We start from the raw sequence: 16,942 nt of genomic DNA, 5'->3' as shown, positions 1-16,942 counted from the left end.
TGTTTGCTGAACCGGCCGGGGCAACTGCCTTGGCCGGTTTGAAGAAGCTGGCAGAATCCGGAACCTGCGGGAAAGATGATCATGTGGTAGTTATGGTTACAGGAAACGGTCTAAAGGACGTGGAGGGGGCGATGCACGCTGTGAAGCAGCAGCCGGTTGTAGTTGAAAATTCTCTTGAGGATGTGGAGCAAAAGTTAGGTATATTCAAGTAGGGAATATGCTGAAATGCAAATTTGCATGATATAGAGGATAAGGAAATAAAATGATCGATCTTACCCGAAATGAAAAACAACTAACGCTTTCATTAGAACGTGCTCGTGAGCGTGGTATAACGATCCCTACTTTTGAGGAAATGATTCACCCGGAAAGCATTCAGGAGAGTATTAAAGAGCAATTGAAATCCGTTGGCCTTTGGGAAGTGAATCCGCTCAATTTGTTTCGCATCACCTGGAAAAATGAACCCAAAGCAGAGGGTGGCCAGTTTGGCGGCGTGAATTTTCTTGAAATTCCAACTGAGCTCACGGGTGTGAAAGCGCGAATTTTTGCTTTGGTCGGTAAGTGGTTCCCAACCGGTGCACACAAGGTCGGGGCGAGCTATGCTTGTCTGGTACCGCGACTGGTGACTGGGCAATTCGACCCGACTCAACACAAAGCCGTTTGGCCTTCAACGGGGAATTATTGTCGCGGCGGTGCGTATAATTCTGCGCTGCTTGGCTGTGAGTCTATCGCCATTTTACCCGAAGAGATGAGCAAAGAGCGTTTCGAGTGGTTGAAAACGGTCGCGGGCGAGGTGATTGCAACGCCTGGTTCCGAATCGAATGTCAAAGAAATTTACGATAAATGCTGGGAGCTTCGCCAAACTCGAGACAACATCGTTATTTTCAACCAGTTTGATGAATTTGGTAATTACCTCTGGCATTATCATGTCACGGGTCAGGCAATGGAAGAAGTTTTGCAAAATACCATGAAAGAGGGAGATCGGTTCGCCGGGGTCACCAGTTCCACCGGTTCCGCCGGTACCATTGCTTGCGGTGATTATCTCAAACAAAAATATCCCAACAGTAAAATCGCTGCGGCTGAAGCCCTTCAGTGCCCTACGCTTTTACAGAACGGGTTCGGCGCTCATCGAATCGAGGGAATTGGCGACAAACACGTGCCCTGGATTCACAATGTGCGAAACACGGATATGGTGGTGGCTGTCGATGATGAGTTTTGCATGAACCTGATTCGGTTGTTCAATGAACCGGTCGGCCAGGAGTATCTCGCGAGCGTTGGTGTAAACGATGACATGATTCAAAGCCTGGACTTAGTTGGAATTTCGGGCATTGGAAATCTTATTTCAGCAATCAAGTTTGCAAAATATTATGAATTGACCGAGCGGGATGTTGTTTTCACAATTTTCACGGATTCAATGGAGCTTTACCAGAGCAGGTTAGCAGAACTGCGCACACAATTTGGCGACTACACTCGTGACGACGCGATTCGCGATTACCACCGTTACCTGATGGGCATTACAACTGATTTTATGTTGGAGTTGACTTATCCGGAACGCAAACGCGTACACAACTTGAAGTACTTCACCTGGATTGAACAACAGGGAAAGGAAGTCGAGGAGCTCAATGCCCAGTGGTACGACTATCCCGAGTACTGGACTTCGGTGCAAGGACAAGTTAACGAGATTGATGAATTAATTTCTGAGTTTAACGAAAAAGCAGGAGTTGTTTAAAATTACAAATATACAAAACCACGGAGAAATGTTTAAATGAATGAAGTTCTGAAACACGCGAAGTTCATCGAACCGAATTTGGTAGAGTTCTTAAAGGATGTAGTGAAGTTCCCACACGGCAGTGGCAAAGAAGGCGAAGTAATTGCCCGGATTAAGCAAGAAATGGAAGCAATTGGTTATGATGAAGTCAAAGTCGACAAACTGGGAAACCTCTATGGGCGACTTGGGAACGGCCCAAGAACATTGGTGATTGATGGCCACTGCGACGTGGTCGATATTGGCAATCTCGATAATTGGGAAGTCGATCCGACAGGGGGTGAAATCATCGACGGCGAGATGTACGGCCGCGGCTCTTGCGACCAAAAAGGCGGATTGACTAGCGCCGTTTATGCCGGAAAAGTTTTAAAAGAAGTTGGCATGCCGGAAGATTTAACCCTTTGGGTTGTCGCTTCTATTATGGAGGAAGATTGTGAGGGTTTGTGCTGGAAATATATTGTTGAAGAAGAAAAAATGAAACCAGACGCAGTTCTTATCACGGAACCGACAAATCTCAATATCTACCGCGGTCATCGCGGGCGTTTGGAAATGAAAGTTCAGGTCGACGGCATTTCGAGTCACGGCTCTGCGCCGGAGCGTGGGGTGAACGCGATTTATAAAATGGCAGGGGTCATCAAAGAAATAGAAGAGCTGCACACACGGTTAAAAGACGATGCGTTTTTAGGAAAAGGTAGTATCACTGTGACGGACGTGCGTTCCACGGCACCATCTTTTTGTGCCGTTGCTGACTCCAGTACAATTCACCTCGACAGGCGCTTGACTGCCGGCGAAACCATTGAGTCAGCTTTGGAAGAGATACGAAGCTTACCTTCTTTCAAAAAAGACGAGGCCAAAGCCTGGGTGCCGGAATACACCGTTCCGAGTTACACCGGGTTGGATTATGGCATGCAATCGTATTTTCCCACCTGGGTCTTGGAAGAAGGCCATCCGGCATTGCAAACCGGTGTCAAAAGTTACAGGAATCTTTTTGAAAAAGATCCTAAAGTCGACAAGTGGACTTTCTCAACGAATGGCGTGGGCATCATGGGATTATACGGCATCCCGACCCTTGGTTTTGGCCCAGGCAATGAAATTTATGCACATGCACCGAATGAGCGAATTCCCGTTGAGCATCTTCACAAAGCCGTTGCTTTTTATGCCGAGTTTGTCAGGAATTTCTAACCAAATTAACCAGGAACTACCAGTAAGCGGAAACTTGTTTAAGGATTTTTCAATGAACCAAACACTCAAAGGCAAAGATTACATCTCAACACAGGATTGGACAGACGAAGAAATCGAAATCGCTCTGGAAACCGCTGCTGATTTAAAACAAAAATTCAAGAATGGTGAGCCGCACCGGCATCTGCCGGATAAAACCATTTTCCTGTTTTTCTTTGATAAATCAACCCGTACGCGCAATTCATTTGAGGCAGGCATTACCCAACTTGGCGGTCATGCGCATTTTGTTGATGCGGGCACTTCGCAGATTGCCCACGGAGAAAGTGCAAAGGACACAGGAATCATTCTTTCATCCTACGGTCACGGAATTGCCATTCGCCACGATTTGGTGCCGGGAGAAGGAAACACATACATGCGGGAAGTCGCCAAATGGGCGGACAAGCCAATCATCAACATGCAGTGTGATGTCGATCATCCCTGCCAGACTTTGGCAGACTTGATGACCCTTCGCGAGAAGTTCGGCAAAGATTTGCGCGGCAAGAAAATCGCCGTCTCATGGGCCTATGCGCCGTCTTACGCAAAACCCATGTCAGTGCCGCAAGGCCTGATCATGCTCATGACTCGATTTGGCCTGGACGTCACTCTGGCACATCCTCCCGAGTACACTTTGATGGAAGAGCCGCTGCGAATAGCGAAGGGAAACGCCGAAAAAGCGGGCGTCAAGTTTGAGGTTGTCGATTCAATGGAAGCTGCTTTCGAGGACGCCGACATTGTCTATCCAAAAAGTTGGGGCATCGAGTCTCTCTTTCATAAACCCGAAGATGCGTTAGAGATTTCCAAAAAATACAAAAGCTGGATTTGCGATGAAAAACTCATGCAGCTAACCAAACCGGATGCCATTTATATGCACTGCCTGCCTGCGGATCGTGGCAACGAAGTAACAGATGCAGTCATCGATGGCCCGCATTCGGTGATTTATCAGGAAGCGGAAAATCGTTTGCACACGGCTAAGGCGTTGATGGCGCTGACAATGTGAATTTCTTGAGGATAGAAGATTGAGGAATAGAGGGTAGAGAATAGAGGATGGAAGATCGAGCATTTGATTTGATTATCTGTAATGGTGAGGTTGTTACAGACACTGGAAAGAAAGCCCTGGATATCGGCATTCTCGATGGAAAAATTGCAGCCCTCCAACCTAAGATCCATGTAGAGGCCTCTCAAAAAATAGACGCAACCCATAAACTTGTCTTCCCCGGTTTTATCGACGCCCATACCCACATGGGCATTCCCATAATGGATACTCATTCCATCGACGATTTTGAGTCCGGGTCGATTGCCGCAGCTTGCGGTGGCGTGACCGCAATCATCGATTTTACCGTTCAAGAGAAAGGGCAGTCTTTGCGGGAATCCGTTGATGTGCGAATTGAGAAAGCACGGGGAAAGTCGCACATTGATTACGGCCTGCACGTGAATGTCACTGATCTGCCGGAAAAACGAGTGAGTGAAATCCCCAAGCTAATCGAGGAAGGTTTTTCTATTTACAAAGTCTTTTCTACTTACCGTCAAATCGGCATGATGATCACCTGGGAGGAGTTTCGGCAAGTTCTAAAGACGGTTAATGAGAACGGCGGGCTGGTCTGTTTGCATGCGGAAGCCAACGATCTCATTGAGTCGATGACTGCCAAAAATGTCGATGCTGGAAATTTAGCAGCTATTTACCACCCTCGCAGCCGAACGGCCGAGGCTGAAGCCAAAGCCATCGCCAGGGCTGCTGAGATTGCCGGCGAGCTTGATACCCAACTTTACATCGTGCACTTGAGCAGCCGCGCCGGACTTGAAGCAGCCCTGAAAGCTCGTGAACGGGGCGTGAAGCTTTACCTCGAAACCTGTCCGCAATATTTGGTACTCTCCGAAGACTATTATAAAAAAGAAAATGGGTACTACTGGATAACAACACCTCCACTGCGCACCAAAGAAGACAGCGAAGCTTTATGGCAAGCCCTGGCAGACGATGAGATCGACGTCGTTGCGACCGATCATTGTCCGTTTACAATTGCTCAAAAAGAAGAGGGGAATAAACGATTTCCACTGACTCCAAATGGCTTAGCTGGAGTAGAAACCCTTTTCCCTTTGCTTTATACTTATGGGGTCGTTGAAGGACGCATCACTTTAGAACAAATGGTTCAATTATTAGCCAAAAATCCTGCTGAAATTTTTGACCTTTCCTCGAAAGGCAGCATCCGCATTGGCGCAGGCGCAGATCTGGTTATTTGGGATGCCGCTTCCGAAAACGTTGTCCGCGCCGAAAACCTGCACGGAAATGGAGATTGGTCCCCTTATGAAGGGATGTCGATTTCCGGGAGCTTAGACTATACAATTTTGGGCGGTCACACTCTGGTTGAAAACGGCCGATTTGTTGGCAAAGATGTTTTCGGAGAATTACTTAAGACAGACTAAATGCCCCATGTTGATCTAATCATTTTCGATTTAGACGGAACCCTTGTCGATTCCCGCCGTGATTTAGCCAATTCTGTTAATTATGCTCTTAAGGATTTAGATTTGCCTCCTTTAGAAATGGAGGTAGTCATGAGCTACGTTGGGGATGGTTTGAAAAAATTGATAAACCGATCTCTTTCCAAAAATCAATTGCAGAAAATTGATGAGGTGATTGCTATTTTCCGTAGCCATTACAGAGAACATTTGCTAGATTTTTCTACCTTTTATCCCAATGTCGAAAATATTCTGTGCCATTTTCAGGCAAAGAAAATGGCAGTTGTTTCCAATAAACCGTATGAGTTTACGCGTTTGATTTTAGAAAGACTTAATGCAGATATTTTTTTTGAAATTATTCTCGGCGGCGATTCCCTGCCAGAGATGAAACCGGATCCTGGTCCGATTTTACATATTTTAAGTCAGCTGAGCGTTTCACCTGATAAAGCCGCAATCGTTGGTGATGGAACCACCGATATAGAAGCTGGAAAAGCCGCGAATATTTGGACTTGCGCGGTCACATACGGACTCAAAAAAAAAGAGGTGCTGTTTAAAACTAATCCTGATTTTATGATCGATGATCTTGTAGAGCTAAAAAAAGTTTTCGAATAGAAAGATTTCAAAGATATTTTCGCAAGTTGAAGTTTGATCTCCGACTGAAAACCCTTGACATTTTCTGGTGATGTAACTATAATTAGTTGTTAACTCGGTTAACGCTCTGATGCTTACTTCAATTCCAACGACCAATGAACAAATCACAAGCAAACTCAATTGACTTAGAGCGGCAGGTATTTCATCTGCAAACGCTTTATGAAATTGCCCACTCTCTCAATAATTGTCGCACCCGTACGCAAATTTATAAGGAAATTCTTTCCATTTTGATGGGCACTTTGGGTGTGGAGTATGGTGTATCTCTGGATTTTTCTAAGGAATGGAATGTTGTTGCTGAGAGAGGATTTGAAAAGAAAATAAGCCCCGGTTTAGAGAAGACCCTTCTTAAATCTGCCTTTGACTCAAAGTCTTCTGTGATGAAGAAAAAGCTCATATTGGACTTTATTTCAAAACAAAAGAATGGAGAGTTATCTGGCGAACATTCTTTTTGGCTTGAGTTTTCAGGACGAGATAAAGTCGTCGGTGGTTTGTTTTTGGGCGGAAAATTGTCTGGGGACATGTATTCTGAAACAGATAGCGAATTATTAGAGGCGGTTGCCAGTCACTCCACCACGGCACTCGAAAACCTGCAATTGTACGAAGATCTCAAAGACGCTCAGGAAAGATTGCAGCTTGAGAATATCGCTTTGCGCGAAGAGGTGTTGCGTGAATACGAAGGCGGTCGAATCATCGGCCAGAGTGAGAGCATCCGGAAAACCCTTCAGCAGGCGAGGAATGTAGCAAAAAGCCCGACCAATGTTTTGATTTACGGGGAAACCGGAACCGGAAAAGAATTGCTCGCAAAAACAATTCATTACCAGAGCCCGCGGAAAGATAATTCTTTCGTGGCGGTAAACTGCACAGCTATTCCCGAAAACCTTGTTGAGTCTGAGCTTTTCGGAATCGAGTCTGGTGTGGCGACCGGTGTCAAAAAGCATATCGGCTATTTTGAACAGGCAGATGGCGGTACCCTTTTTATTGATGAAATTGGCGACATGCCCTTGAGTTCGCAAGCAAAAATTCTCCGAGCCTTGCAGGAACGCAGCTTCCGGCGTGTTGGTGGAAATAAAGAAATTTCTGTAGATGTTAGAGTTGTTGTTGCGACCAATAAAAATCTCGAACATGAAATGCGTGAGGGGAATTTCAGAGAGGACTTATTTTTTCGGTTGAGTGTTTTGGAGTTACATATTCCTCCATTGAGAAATCGTCGGGACGATATTCCGCTTCTGTTGAATCATTTCGTCAAAAAGTTTGAAGAGAAACTTGGTACCAAAATCAAAGGGTTTTCCAAAGGAGCTTTGAGACTTTTAACTGAATATGGTTGGCCCGGAAATGTTCGCGAATTGGAGAATGAAGTTGAGCGTGCAATTACACTTTCTGGTGAAGGCGCTGTGATTCAACGGGAAGATTTGTCACCAAAAATATATGAAAAGTCTCCCAATATTGAATTGCCGAATGCACTTCATGCCGATACCTTGCGAGGCGCTGTCGATCAATTAGAAAGCCACCTGATTCAGGAAGCCCTTGAAAAGTACCATTGGAACAAGAGTGAAGTCGCACGCCAGTTAGGGATTAGCCGCCTCGGTTTGCAAAAAAAGCTGGATAGACTGGGAATACGGCGGTAAAATTAGCGACTTCCAAACCATGAATTTAATGTTCAAGCATTGCCTCACATGACTGGTAAATATTTTGATAGCGGTTTAAGCAAAGCTAAAGTTTTACGCTCCAAAATAAAAAGTAAAATGTCCCTTAAATTAAAACTCATTCTTTTAATTGTTTTTGAGATTATTCTAGCAGTAGCGTTAGTTAGCTCCATAATTTATCGTGAATCAAAAGTTGAAATCAGAAAACTGGCGAGAGAGATACTTATAGCTAAAACGCAGCACGCGTTTGCCTTGTGTGATCATCACTACAAAAATTCCCTGGAACCTTCAGATGAGTTGAAAAAAGAACTTGCTGATATTGTTATTGTAAAAGATGGCTATGTAGCGGTGGTCAACAATGCAGATGAGCCTCATAAAGGTGTTTTAATCGTTCACCCTGAAGATGTTGGCCGTTCTCTATACAACAGTGATTTTCAACACATTAAGGATATTCTGGATGAGATCGATCTCAACGATGGCGTGCAAGGTTACTCCAACCTTACTTCTTACCGGCAGGGAACGAAAGCAAAAGGGCGGCAAGGCGAAAAAAAAATCGCTAGTTATAAATATTTTGCACCATGGCAGTGGGTTATCTTAGCGACAGGTTACGAAAAAGACATTTACGCGAGCAGGGAAAAACTGAAAGCAACTTTCTATCCACTTGTTCTCTTCGTTATGTTGGTCGGCGGCGTTGTTGTCTATCTTACCATTCGACAAGTGTTTAAGCCAGTTCAGCGTTTGACCGACAGCACTAGAGAAGTGGCAAAAGGAAATTGGGACATCTCTATTGATTATAAATCCAATGATGAAATTGGAATGTTAGCTCAATCCTTTGATCAGATGGTACAATCGTTGCGGGAAAACGCACGCATGTGGCATGAATTTAATGTGGCACGTGATATGCAGGCACAGATGCTGCCGGATTCGTTTCCCGAAATAGATGGGATTCAAATAAGCGCGAAGTCTATCCCCACAAAAGAAGTTGGCGGTGATTTTTATGATTTTTTTCAGTTTCAAGATGGGAGATTAGGAGTTGTCATTGGGGATGTTTCAGGACACGGTGTTTCGGCGGCCATGGTTATGACAGCAGCATTGGGTGCTGTTAGATTTGCAGCTGAGGAAAAGACCTGCACGGACGAGGTCTTAAATATGGTTAATTCCCGCTTGAACAAAGATATTCAAAATCATATGTTCGTGGCACTTTTTTATGGAATTTTTGATCCGAAAACACATAAACTTTATTACACCAACGCAGGCCAGACCATGCCTTTTCTCTTACGCAATGGGGAAATAGATTTCTTACCTCAAGCGGAAAAAACCGATCGCTTTCCTTTGGGAATTGTAAAGGCCACGGTTTATGAACAGCTCTCGATTGAACTACAGCCTGGAGATATGCTAATTCACTACACTGACGGAATTGTCGATGTGATGAATGGCAGCCACGAAACCTATGGATTTGACCGGCTAGCTGAATCGATTAGACAAAACGCCAGCTTGCCGCCATCAGAATTGATTGACAAGTTAATTGCTGAAATGAAGCAGTATAGCCCTGATTCAAACATCGAAGATGATGTTACGTTGGTGGTTTTGAAATTCGAATGAGCGCATTTTGTGAAGGAGACCAAAAGCATAAAAAGTACTAAGTTCATGGAGGATTTCTTTTTGCCGACACAAATTCCATTGAATCTGAGAGTTTCAGGTTAGGTAAAGTTTTAATTTTTTGGGAGGGCTTTTGTGGTTCTCAGTGAATTCTGTGTCTCTTTTGATCGACCATGTCTGAGAAACAAAAAATAATCGAAGTTCATATCCCTTCCGTAATGGGCTATGAAAAGGTAGCAATGGAGTCGGCGGCTGCAGCCGCCAAAATTATGGGGTTTCATACGAGCCGGATTGAGGATTTGAAAACCGCCATCTCTGAAGCATGCAGCAATGCCATGGAACATGGGAATCAATTTAAAAAGGATACCACAGTTTTGGTAACTTTAAAAATGGATAAAGAAAGCCTGGAAGTAAATGTTAAAGATGAGGGTAGGGGCTTAAATAAAAAAGTTAAGGTCCCTAAAATTGAAAAACAGATCAACGGTATCGATGATCCCAGAGGGTGGGGCATGTTTCTAATCAAAAATCTTGTTGATGAAGTTGAAATGAAAAAAATACCCAGAGGTGGCAATGTAACAAGAATGGTTATCCATGTTAACCGGTGAAAACTTTTTGTTAAATTCCTGTCACCAACCTTGCATTATTTAGTTAAAATCTACTAAATTCACTTTGGCAATACCTTCCTTTTCAAGAGGAGAGAATGGCACCTGATAATTGGCCCTGTTGGCTCCTCCACAATATAGATAATCGATTCAGCACCTTTAGACCTACCCATGAATTTTGAAGACTGGAATGAATGATCGAAAAAAAAACAAGGATCAACTAATTAAAGAGTTGCAGTACCTTCGAAAGCGGGTAACTGAACTCAAAAAAGCTGAGATTAAGGGAAACCAGGCATTGCACGAAAGCGAAGTTCAATGCAAAGCAGTGCTCGACGCGGTTCCCGATATGATGTTTCAAATATCCAAAGATGGAACTTATTTGGACTTCATTCCGGCAAAAGGAGTTGCCCCACTCCTGCTCCCCAAGGAATTTCTTGGAAAAAAGTTGACTGATTTATTGCCTAAAAACCTCTCTGAAAGAGCAATGGCTTCCATAAAATGTGCTCTCAAAACCGGGCAGCCGCAAACCTTGGAATACCAGATTATTCAAAACAGCGAACCTCACGATTACGAGTCGCGCATGGTTGTCAATGGTCCGGACAAAGTCCTGGCAATTGTTCGGGAAATCACTTCCCGGAAAATGACGGAAGCGGCTCTATTGGAGTCAGAAAAAAAATATCGCATGGTAGTCGGTAGTTCAAATGAAGCGATTTTCATCGTTCAGAATGACCATATTAAGTTTTTTAATGCCACGGCGCTTAAGCTAACTGGCTACCGGGGAAAGGATCTTACTTCTCGGCCATACTTGAAACTTTTTCATCCACAGGATCGCGAGTTTGTTGCAGAAAAACATAGTAAGAGAATTTCGGAAAAATCTTCTCGATTAGATTCTTTGAGAATTATTGATAAACGTGGTAAAGTTAAATGGGTTGAACTCACTTCTACAATTAGTGAGTGGCGTGGAGAACCTGCGTATTTGTGGTTTCTTAAAGATATTACAGAACAAAAGCGCTTACAAGAAGAATTGGCACGTGTCCAACGATTGGAAACAGCAGGGAGGGTAGCGGGACAAATTGCCCACGACTTTAATAACCTGCTCTCTCCTCTTGCAGCTTACCCTGTCCTGATACGTGAGCAGTTACCCGAAGGGCATCCGACTTTGGAAATGCTCCATGAAATGGAGGATTCCGCCAAGAAAATCGCTGAAATAAATCAACAGTTATTGGCTCTCGGTCGCCGTGGGCATTACGCAATGGAACCGATAGATTTTCATGAATTGCTGCACGGAATTCTTACCCTGGGCAAGTTTCCAAAAGAAATAGTTATCAAAGAAGTCTTTACGCCGGACATATTTTTAGTTAAAGGAGGCGCTGCTCAACTAACCCGTGCCTTAACTAATCTGATTAATAATGCCATAGAGGCAATGAATAACCAAGGTGTTTTGACCGTGAAGACGGAAAATACCTATTTAGATATTCCATTAAAGGGCTATCAAACAATTGATCGTGGCGAATATGTTAAGCTATCTATTTCGGACACCGGTGCTGGTATTCGGCCGGAGATCATTGATAATATATTCGATCCCTTTTTCACTACAAAAAAAATGGATCGCCGAAGGGGTTCCGGTTTGGGCTTGAGTATTGTTCACGGTATTGTTGAAGATCATAATGGGTATATCCAGGTGGATTCAAAGCCAGGCAAAGGCACAACTTTTTCACTCTATTTTCCGGTAAATAAAGCTGTGGATAGAAAAATTCTTATGAGTGAAGTAAAATCAGCCTCCGGCGACGAAAGAATATTAATTGTTGACGATGATCCTATACAAAGAAGAGTTGCAGGTCAACTCCTTAGGCGTTTAGGGTATCGTGTCCAGGTCGTTTCAAGCGGTGAGACAGCGGTTACGCATCTGAAGAAGCGCCATTACGATCTCTTAATCGTGGACATGGTCATGGATGGAATAGATGGTGTGGAGGCATATAAGCGAATTCTGGAATTTGAGCCAAAGCAAAAAGCAATCATTTTATCCGGTTACGCGATGTCAAACAGAGTCCAAACCGCTATTAAACTGGGGGCTGGTTCTTTTGTTACAAAACCAATATCCCAGAAAGTATTGGCGAACGCGGTTCGTAAAGAGCTTGACAAAAAACATGGTAGGAGACGGAATTAAGAGCAAGCTAAAGTGATCATTTAACGATTTCTCTTCCCAGGATGTCCCCCAAAAATTTTGTATGGTATTCGGTTTAATTGTTTGATAATTTAACCCTTATGTATTAAAAATATGGTGAAAATGTTATTTTTTGGAGTGCAAAAATCAGCGAAGCGTATTTTTGCAAGGCTCTGACAAAGGTAAAAATACATCCTTCGGACTGATTTTTACACTCCTGTCTTGAACTCCGGGAAAATGGGGGACATTCAGACAATTTCTCTTCCGTCTTGACATTCCTTGAAAGTTTATTTAAATTATTTCTTGGCGAGAATACCTTTGAGGATGTCATGATGAAGATACTTGTTTTAGCTTTAATCTTCAATTCCGTTGCGATCATTCCCTATGCAAGCTCCCAGAGCGAAGCAGCTTTACTTTTTCTTTTGATTCAGCCCTCTTTGCGAGCGAACGGCATGGCGGGCACTTCTGTGGCTTCCGCTGAGCACGATCCTTTATCTGTTTCCTTTAATCCCGCACATCTTGGTTTAGCCACGCTGAGTCGTTCCTTTCAATTTGAGTTCTATCCCAGTAAAGCAAATTGGCTGCCGCAGTCTAACATCGAGGGGTTAAATTTTGATGCCAAATCATTTCTTATTGGATACAAGTTCAAAATCCACAACCGAATACCCGCCAGTATTGGAGCAGGTTACACCCGGGTTTTTTTAAACCTTGGGACGCAAAATATTACCAGTGAAACGAGTCCTGAAATTATCGGTGTCTTTCAAAGCTCTGAACATGCTGATATTTTCTCACTTGGTATGGGTGCCGACTTCGGTGTAAAAATTGGTCTTGGTTTTAATTACAAGAGAATTGAATCAAATCTGGCGGCTATTGGTGCTGGCGCTGAAATTAGGGCTTCTCAGGTTAATGTAAATGCTTATGACTTTGGCTTGATAGCTCATCTGCCGTTACTTGAAACTTTTTCTAAACTTACTCACCGAAACACTAAAATAAATGAACGATTCCGGCCATTTCTTCTGACTGGATTAGGTTACTCAAGAAGTAATATGGGTAGTAAGATCAGTTACTTTAATACGGCGCAAGGAGACCCGCTTCCTCGAGTGGCAAGAATGGCAGTTAGTGTTAACACCGGAATCATCTACTCAAATGGGGATCTAAGTTTTCGGTTGGTTGATTTTGAATGGTCTTCAGAGGCTCGGGACCTCTTGGTGAAAAGGAGCCCCACAGGGAATATCACTTACCAAGGAGTGTTTAGTGATATTGGGTTGTTTGACAATGTGATTACAGGAAATTCAAAGCCCGGAATTGAAACAAGCCGGGGGTGGGAGTTAAACATTTTAGAATTGATTTCTCTGAGACACGGCCGGTATGAGGATGACGGTGGCGCTGTCTTTTACGATACTGATGGATTTGGCTTAAGATCTTCTGGGCTTTTTAAAATTGCTTTCATTCTGGTTCCTCAACTGAAATCAAATGCTATCCTGTCATTCTTGGGAAACCATGTTGATGTTCAATACAATAAATTTACTGCTGGCCCCGGCCACCTTTTAGATGGCACAAAATTTAAGGGAGTTAGGGTCAGTTTTTTTTAACTTGGCCCATTGTAAAATCCATGCTACTTTTTGGCGTCACAGGTGGAATCGGCTCCGGTAAAACCGCCGTCTGCAATTTTCTCAAAGAAAAAAAAGTCCCCATTATTGAAGCGGATCCCCTTGCAAAAGAGCTCACCAACCACTCGCCTGAAATTCGCCGGGCTCTTGTTACAGAGTTTGGTAAAGATGTTTATTTAGATTCCGGAACCGTAAACAAAGACCTGCTAAGCCAGCTTGTTTTCAACGATGCTGGGACTCGTGAACGTATCAATCAAATAATCCATCCGCAGGTTTTTAAAGCGATCCAGGGTCGAGTTAATCAATTTAAAAAAGAAAACCATCAACTAGTGGGGGTCGAAGCCGCTTTGATTTATGAATCCCAAATGGAGCGGATTCTAAATGCGGTAGTCGTTGTCACCGCACCCATGGAAAAACGCATTGAATGGATTAAATCAAGAGACGGTTTTTCTCAGGAAGAAATTCTTAAGCGCATGAACTCTCAAATACCGCTAGAGGAAAAGATTAAACGTGCAGACTATGTTATTGACAATGAAGGTTCGCTTTCCGATTTAGCAAAAAAAGTTGATGCCTTTTACCATTGGTTGTTTTCTAAGATTTAAATCCTACATTTGATTTTATCAGTGTGATTTTTCACTCAGTGTGTAAACCAAATTCATGTAAATGCAATCAAGACCCGCCTTAAAGGTCCTCCTTCTTTTCGTCTCCGGCATTCTAATTGGGAAATATTTCGATTTCCCGATACTTCCTCTTTTGGGTTTAGGGGCTCTATCATTTTTTGGTGCATTTACATTATGGTATGCTAACAGAGCTAAAACCTTCTTAAAGGAAATTTGCCTGGGTGCAGGTTTAATCCTTACCGGAATCTTACTGTATGAACTTCATGCCGGCTATTTCCCCTGCGACCACATTTCAAAATTTACAAACAACCGGGATCCGGTGGCGATCTTGGGTGTAATTGTCAAATACCCCGAACGCAGAGTTGATAAAACCAATTTGACGGTCGAAGTTGAAAAGATTTTTTTTAAGCAAAAAGTTTTTCTTGTTGAGGGCCGGGTTTTAGTTGGCGTTCCTGAACTAAGGGTTCCATTTCAATATGGAGATAAAATTGTAGTTCACGGCAGGCTTAAAAAACCTAGAGATGAAAGAAATCCGGGAGAGTTTGATTATCGAGCCTATTTAGCCGCGCAGGGAATTTTTGGGATCATTTCAAGTAGCTCCCACATTAAAAAAGTTTCCTCGGATCAGGGAAGCTGGCTCCTCAGAAAAGTTGTTTTCCCGGCCAAAACATATCTCGACAACTATGTCGCAGAAAATCTTCCGGCCCAGGAAGCAGGCCTTCTACGCGGCTTGCTGATTGGAGAACGCGGCGAGATTCCGTTTGAGCTGCGAGATGCATTTTCAAAATTGGGGGTGATTCACATTCTGGCGGTATCAGGATTGCATGTTGGATTTATTATCTTGATTTTTATGGGAGTCTTTAGCATGCTAAGAGTCCCATACTCAGGGAGAGTTATACTAACTTTGTTAGGATTAGTTTTTTATGCTTACTTAACCAACCTCAAGCCGCCGGTTGTAAGAGCTTCAACCATGGGTGGATTTCTCCTGATCGGAAGCTTGCTGGAAAGAAAAACCGATTCATTCAACATTCTTTCTTTAGCAGCACTTATTTTGCTTATTTTCAATCCATTGGATTTATTCCAGTCCGGCTTTCAACTTTCGTTTGCAGCAGTTGCTTCAATCGTTTATCTTTATCCTAAATTTAAGAGCTTCAAATCATTCAGGGGCGTGACTTCAAAATTCCAACGAAATGCCTTTATTCGTTATTTTCTCGATCTTCTTTTTGTCTCGATGGCGGCCTTTCTCGGTACACTTCCTTTTACAATTATCTATTTTAATCGTATCTCAAATTTTTCTCTACTCGCAAATTTACTGATCATTCCGCTTGCGTTTTTAGGTTTGGCAAATGGACTCATCGCCGCTGTGCTCAATATTTTTGTCCCCATTTTGGCAGATATCTATTTGACAACGGCCTGGTTTTTCTTGCATATCTTGATTAAACTGGTTGAATGGGGCAGCCAGATTCCTTTTACGCATTGGGAGATTTATAAATTTTCGTTTATACAAATGATGGCTTATTTTGCCGGCCTGCTTTTGGTAGTAAATTTCTTTAACTTTAAACAAGCCAGGCGGTGGCTGGTTATTTACGTATTGCTTTTAGCAAATCTTTTTATTTGGACCGGAGATGGTAAAGGCCAGGGAGAATTGAAAGTTACTTTTCTTGACGTTGGACAGGGTGACGCAGCTTTACTGACTTTTCCGGACGGCAGAAACGCCCTCATCGATGCGGGGCCGCGTGGATTTAAGTATGACGCCGGAAAATGGGTCGTCGCACCCTATCTCAAACGTGAAGGAATCAACGAAATCCATGCTTTGATTGTGTCACATGCGGACTCGGATCACCTTGGCGGTGTTCCATACATTATGCGTAACTTTAAGGTGCAAGAGGTTTGGGATAACGGCCTTGAGAAAGATACCCGGCTCTTTCGTGAGTATCTTAGCCTGGTGGATAGTTTAAATATAAAGCGGCGTATTTTTAAAACAGGCACTGTCATTACCGATTTCAGCCCGGTGCAAATTTATGTTCTGCATCCTTCACAGAGTTTTCAACCTCAAGTCGAGTTATCACATAATGATGCTTCGTTGTCCTTGAAAATTTCTTATGGAGAATCAGATTTTTTATTTTTGGGCGATGTGGAACAAGCCGGCGAACATCAGATCTCCGGATTTGAAGATGTACTCAAAAGTGAAGTGCTGAAAGTAAGCCACCACGGAAGTAAAACCTCAAGTAATCGTCTTTTGCTTGACTTAGTAGAACCGGAATTGGCCGTTATTTCGGTAGGTGAGATGAATCGGTTTGGCCACCCCCATGCCGAGGTGGTAGAGCGTCTGCATTCAATTCAATCAAAAATATTGCGTACGGATCGGGATGCGGCGATTTTGCTCAAAACGGATGGAAGGAAAATTCAGCAAATTCATTGGAAATAGAAAAAGAGTTTAGCCACGGATTTTCACAGTGCGACGAAGCCGCAATCAAAAGATAAATTAACTTTAGCCACGGATTAACACTGATGAACACGGATTTCTTAACAATTCTATAGAGAATCGTACTGCTTCAGCGAAAAAGCCGAATTTCATCAAAGTGGTAAATGATGAAAAATCCTTGGAAAAGTTAAACCACA

General features: G+C 43.3%; 13 protein-coding genes. All 13 read left to right on the top strand.

All coding sequences use genetic code 11. The annotated features are described in order from the left end of the window. On the top strand, positions 1-212 hold a 212-nt coding region (locus IH879_07985), incomplete at its 5' end, for a threonine synthase (GenBank protein MCH7674876.1). A gap of 50 nt (positions 213-262) precedes the next feature. Further along, positions 263-1,726 carry a pyridoxal-phosphate dependent enzyme gene (locus IH879_07980; GenBank protein MCH7674875.1) on the top strand — a complete coding sequence of 488 codons (1,464 nt, stop codon included), beginning with the start codon at positions 263-265 and terminating at the stop codon, positions 1,724-1,726. A 36-nt stretch (positions 1,727-1,762) separates the two neighbouring features. Continuing rightward, positions 1,763-2,944 carry a YgeY family selenium metabolism-linked hydrolase gene (locus IH879_07975; protein ID MCH7674874.1) on the top strand — a complete coding sequence of 394 codons (1,182 nt, stop codon included), beginning with the start codon at positions 1,763-1,765 and terminating at the stop codon, positions 2,942-2,944. A 52-nt stretch (positions 2,945-2,996) separates the two neighbouring features. Next, positions 2,997-3,977 carry an ornithine carbamoyltransferase gene (locus IH879_07970; GenBank protein ID MCH7674873.1) on the top strand — a complete coding sequence of 327 codons (981 nt, stop codon included), beginning with the start codon at positions 2,997-2,999 and terminating at the stop codon, positions 3,975-3,977. Between the two features lie 47 nt (positions 3,978-4,024). Continuing rightward, positions 4,025-5,398, top strand: a complete 1,374-nt coding sequence (gene hydA, locus IH879_07965; GenBank protein ID MCH7674872.1) for a dihydropyrimidinase — start codon at positions 4,025-4,027, stop codon at positions 5,396-5,398. Beyond that, positions 5,399-6,043, top strand: coding sequence for an HAD-IA family hydrolase (locus tag IH879_07960; GenBank protein MCH7674871.1), 645 nt, complete (start codon positions 5,399-5,401; stop codon positions 6,041-6,043). It begins immediately after the preceding gene. A gap of 134 nt (positions 6,044-6,177) precedes the next feature. Then, positions 6,178-7,707 carry a sigma-54-dependent Fis family transcriptional regulator gene (locus tag IH879_07955; GenBank protein ID MCH7674870.1) on the top strand — a complete coding sequence of 510 codons (1,530 nt, stop codon included), beginning with the start codon at positions 6,178-6,180 and terminating at the stop codon, positions 7,705-7,707. Between the two features lie 48 nt (positions 7,708-7,755). Next, entirely contained in the window at positions 7,756-9,327 is a 1,572-nt protein-coding gene (locus IH879_07950; protein ID MCH7674869.1) for a SpoIIE family protein phosphatase, read from the top strand. A gap of 170 nt (positions 9,328-9,497) precedes the next feature. After that, positions 9,498-9,929, top strand: coding sequence for an ATP-binding protein (locus IH879_07945; protein ID MCH7674868.1), 432 nt, complete (start codon positions 9,498-9,500; stop codon positions 9,927-9,929). A gap of 187 nt (positions 9,930-10,116) precedes the next feature. Next, entirely contained in the window at positions 10,117-12,093 is a 1,977-nt protein-coding gene (locus tag IH879_07940) for a PAS domain S-box protein (protein ID MCH7674867.1), read from the top strand. 326 nt (positions 12,094-12,419) lie between these two features. Next, positions 12,420-13,682 carry a hypothetical protein gene (locus IH879_07935; GenBank protein MCH7674866.1) on the top strand — a complete coding sequence of 421 codons (1,263 nt, stop codon included), beginning with the start codon at positions 12,420-12,422 and terminating at the stop codon, positions 13,680-13,682. Between the two features lie 20 nt (positions 13,683-13,702). Then, a complete protein-coding gene (locus IH879_07930; GenBank protein MCH7674865.1) occupies positions 13,703-14,302 on the top strand; it encodes a dephospho-CoA kinase in 600 nt (199 codons plus the stop codon). A 61-nt stretch (positions 14,303-14,363) separates the two neighbouring features. After that, entirely contained in the window at positions 14,364-16,748 is a 2,385-nt protein-coding gene (locus IH879_07925) for a DNA internalization-related competence protein ComEC/Rec2 (GenBank protein MCH7674864.1), read from the top strand. Positions 16,749-16,942: the final 194 nt, after the last annotated feature.

The sequence above is a fragment of the candidate division KSB1 bacterium genome, assembly GCA_022562085.1.
In the GTDB taxonomy this organism is placed as follows: domain Bacteria; phylum Zhuqueibacterota; class Zhuqueibacteria; order Oceanimicrobiales; family Oceanimicrobiaceae; genus Oceanimicrobium.
Note: the sequence above shows the minus strand (reverse complement) of the source record. Positions and strands in the feature narration are given on the sequence as shown.

What these genes read in the sequence shown, in the direction of transcription:
- hydA (MCH7674872.1), top strand. Translation starts at nt 4,025, where the DNA reads ATGGAAGATCGAGCATTTGATTTGATTATCTGTAATGGTGAGGTTGTT.
- IH879_07935 (MCH7674866.1), top strand. Translation starts at nt 12,420, where the DNA reads ATGATGAAGATACTTGTTTTAGCTTTAATCTTCAATTCCGTTGCGATC.
- IH879_07970 (MCH7674873.1), top strand. Translation starts at nt 2,997, where the DNA reads ATGAACCAAACACTCAAAGGCAAAGATTACATCTCAACACAGGATTGG.
- IH879_07940 (MCH7674867.1), top strand. Translation starts at nt 10,117, where the DNA reads ATGAATGATCGAAAAAAAAACAAGGATCAACTAATTAAAGAGTTGCAG.
- IH879_07955 (MCH7674870.1), top strand. Translation starts at nt 6,178, where the DNA reads ATGAACAAATCACAAGCAAACTCAATTGACTTAGAGCGGCAGGTATTT.
- IH879_07930 (MCH7674865.1), top strand. Translation starts at nt 13,703, where the DNA reads ATGCTACTTTTTGGCGTCACAGGTGGAATCGGCTCCGGTAAAACCGCC.
- IH879_07980 (MCH7674875.1), top strand. Translation starts at nt 263, where the DNA reads ATGATCGATCTTACCCGAAATGAAAAACAACTAACGCTTTCATTAGAA.
- IH879_07975 (MCH7674874.1), top strand. Translation starts at nt 1,763, where the DNA reads ATGAATGAAGTTCTGAAACACGCGAAGTTCATCGAACCGAATTTGGTA.
- IH879_07945 (MCH7674868.1), top strand. Translation starts at nt 9,498, where the DNA reads ATGTCTGAGAAACAAAAAATAATCGAAGTTCATATCCCTTCCGTAATG.
- IH879_07960 (MCH7674871.1), top strand. Translation starts at nt 5,399, where the DNA reads ATGCCCCATGTTGATCTAATCATTTTCGATTTAGACGGAACCCTTGTC.
- IH879_07925 (MCH7674864.1), top strand. Translation starts at nt 14,364, where the DNA reads ATGCAATCAAGACCCGCCTTAAAGGTCCTCCTTCTTTTCGTCTCCGGC.
- IH879_07950 (MCH7674869.1), top strand. Translation starts at nt 7,756, where the DNA reads ATGACTGGTAAATATTTTGATAGCGGTTTAAGCAAAGCTAAAGTTTTA.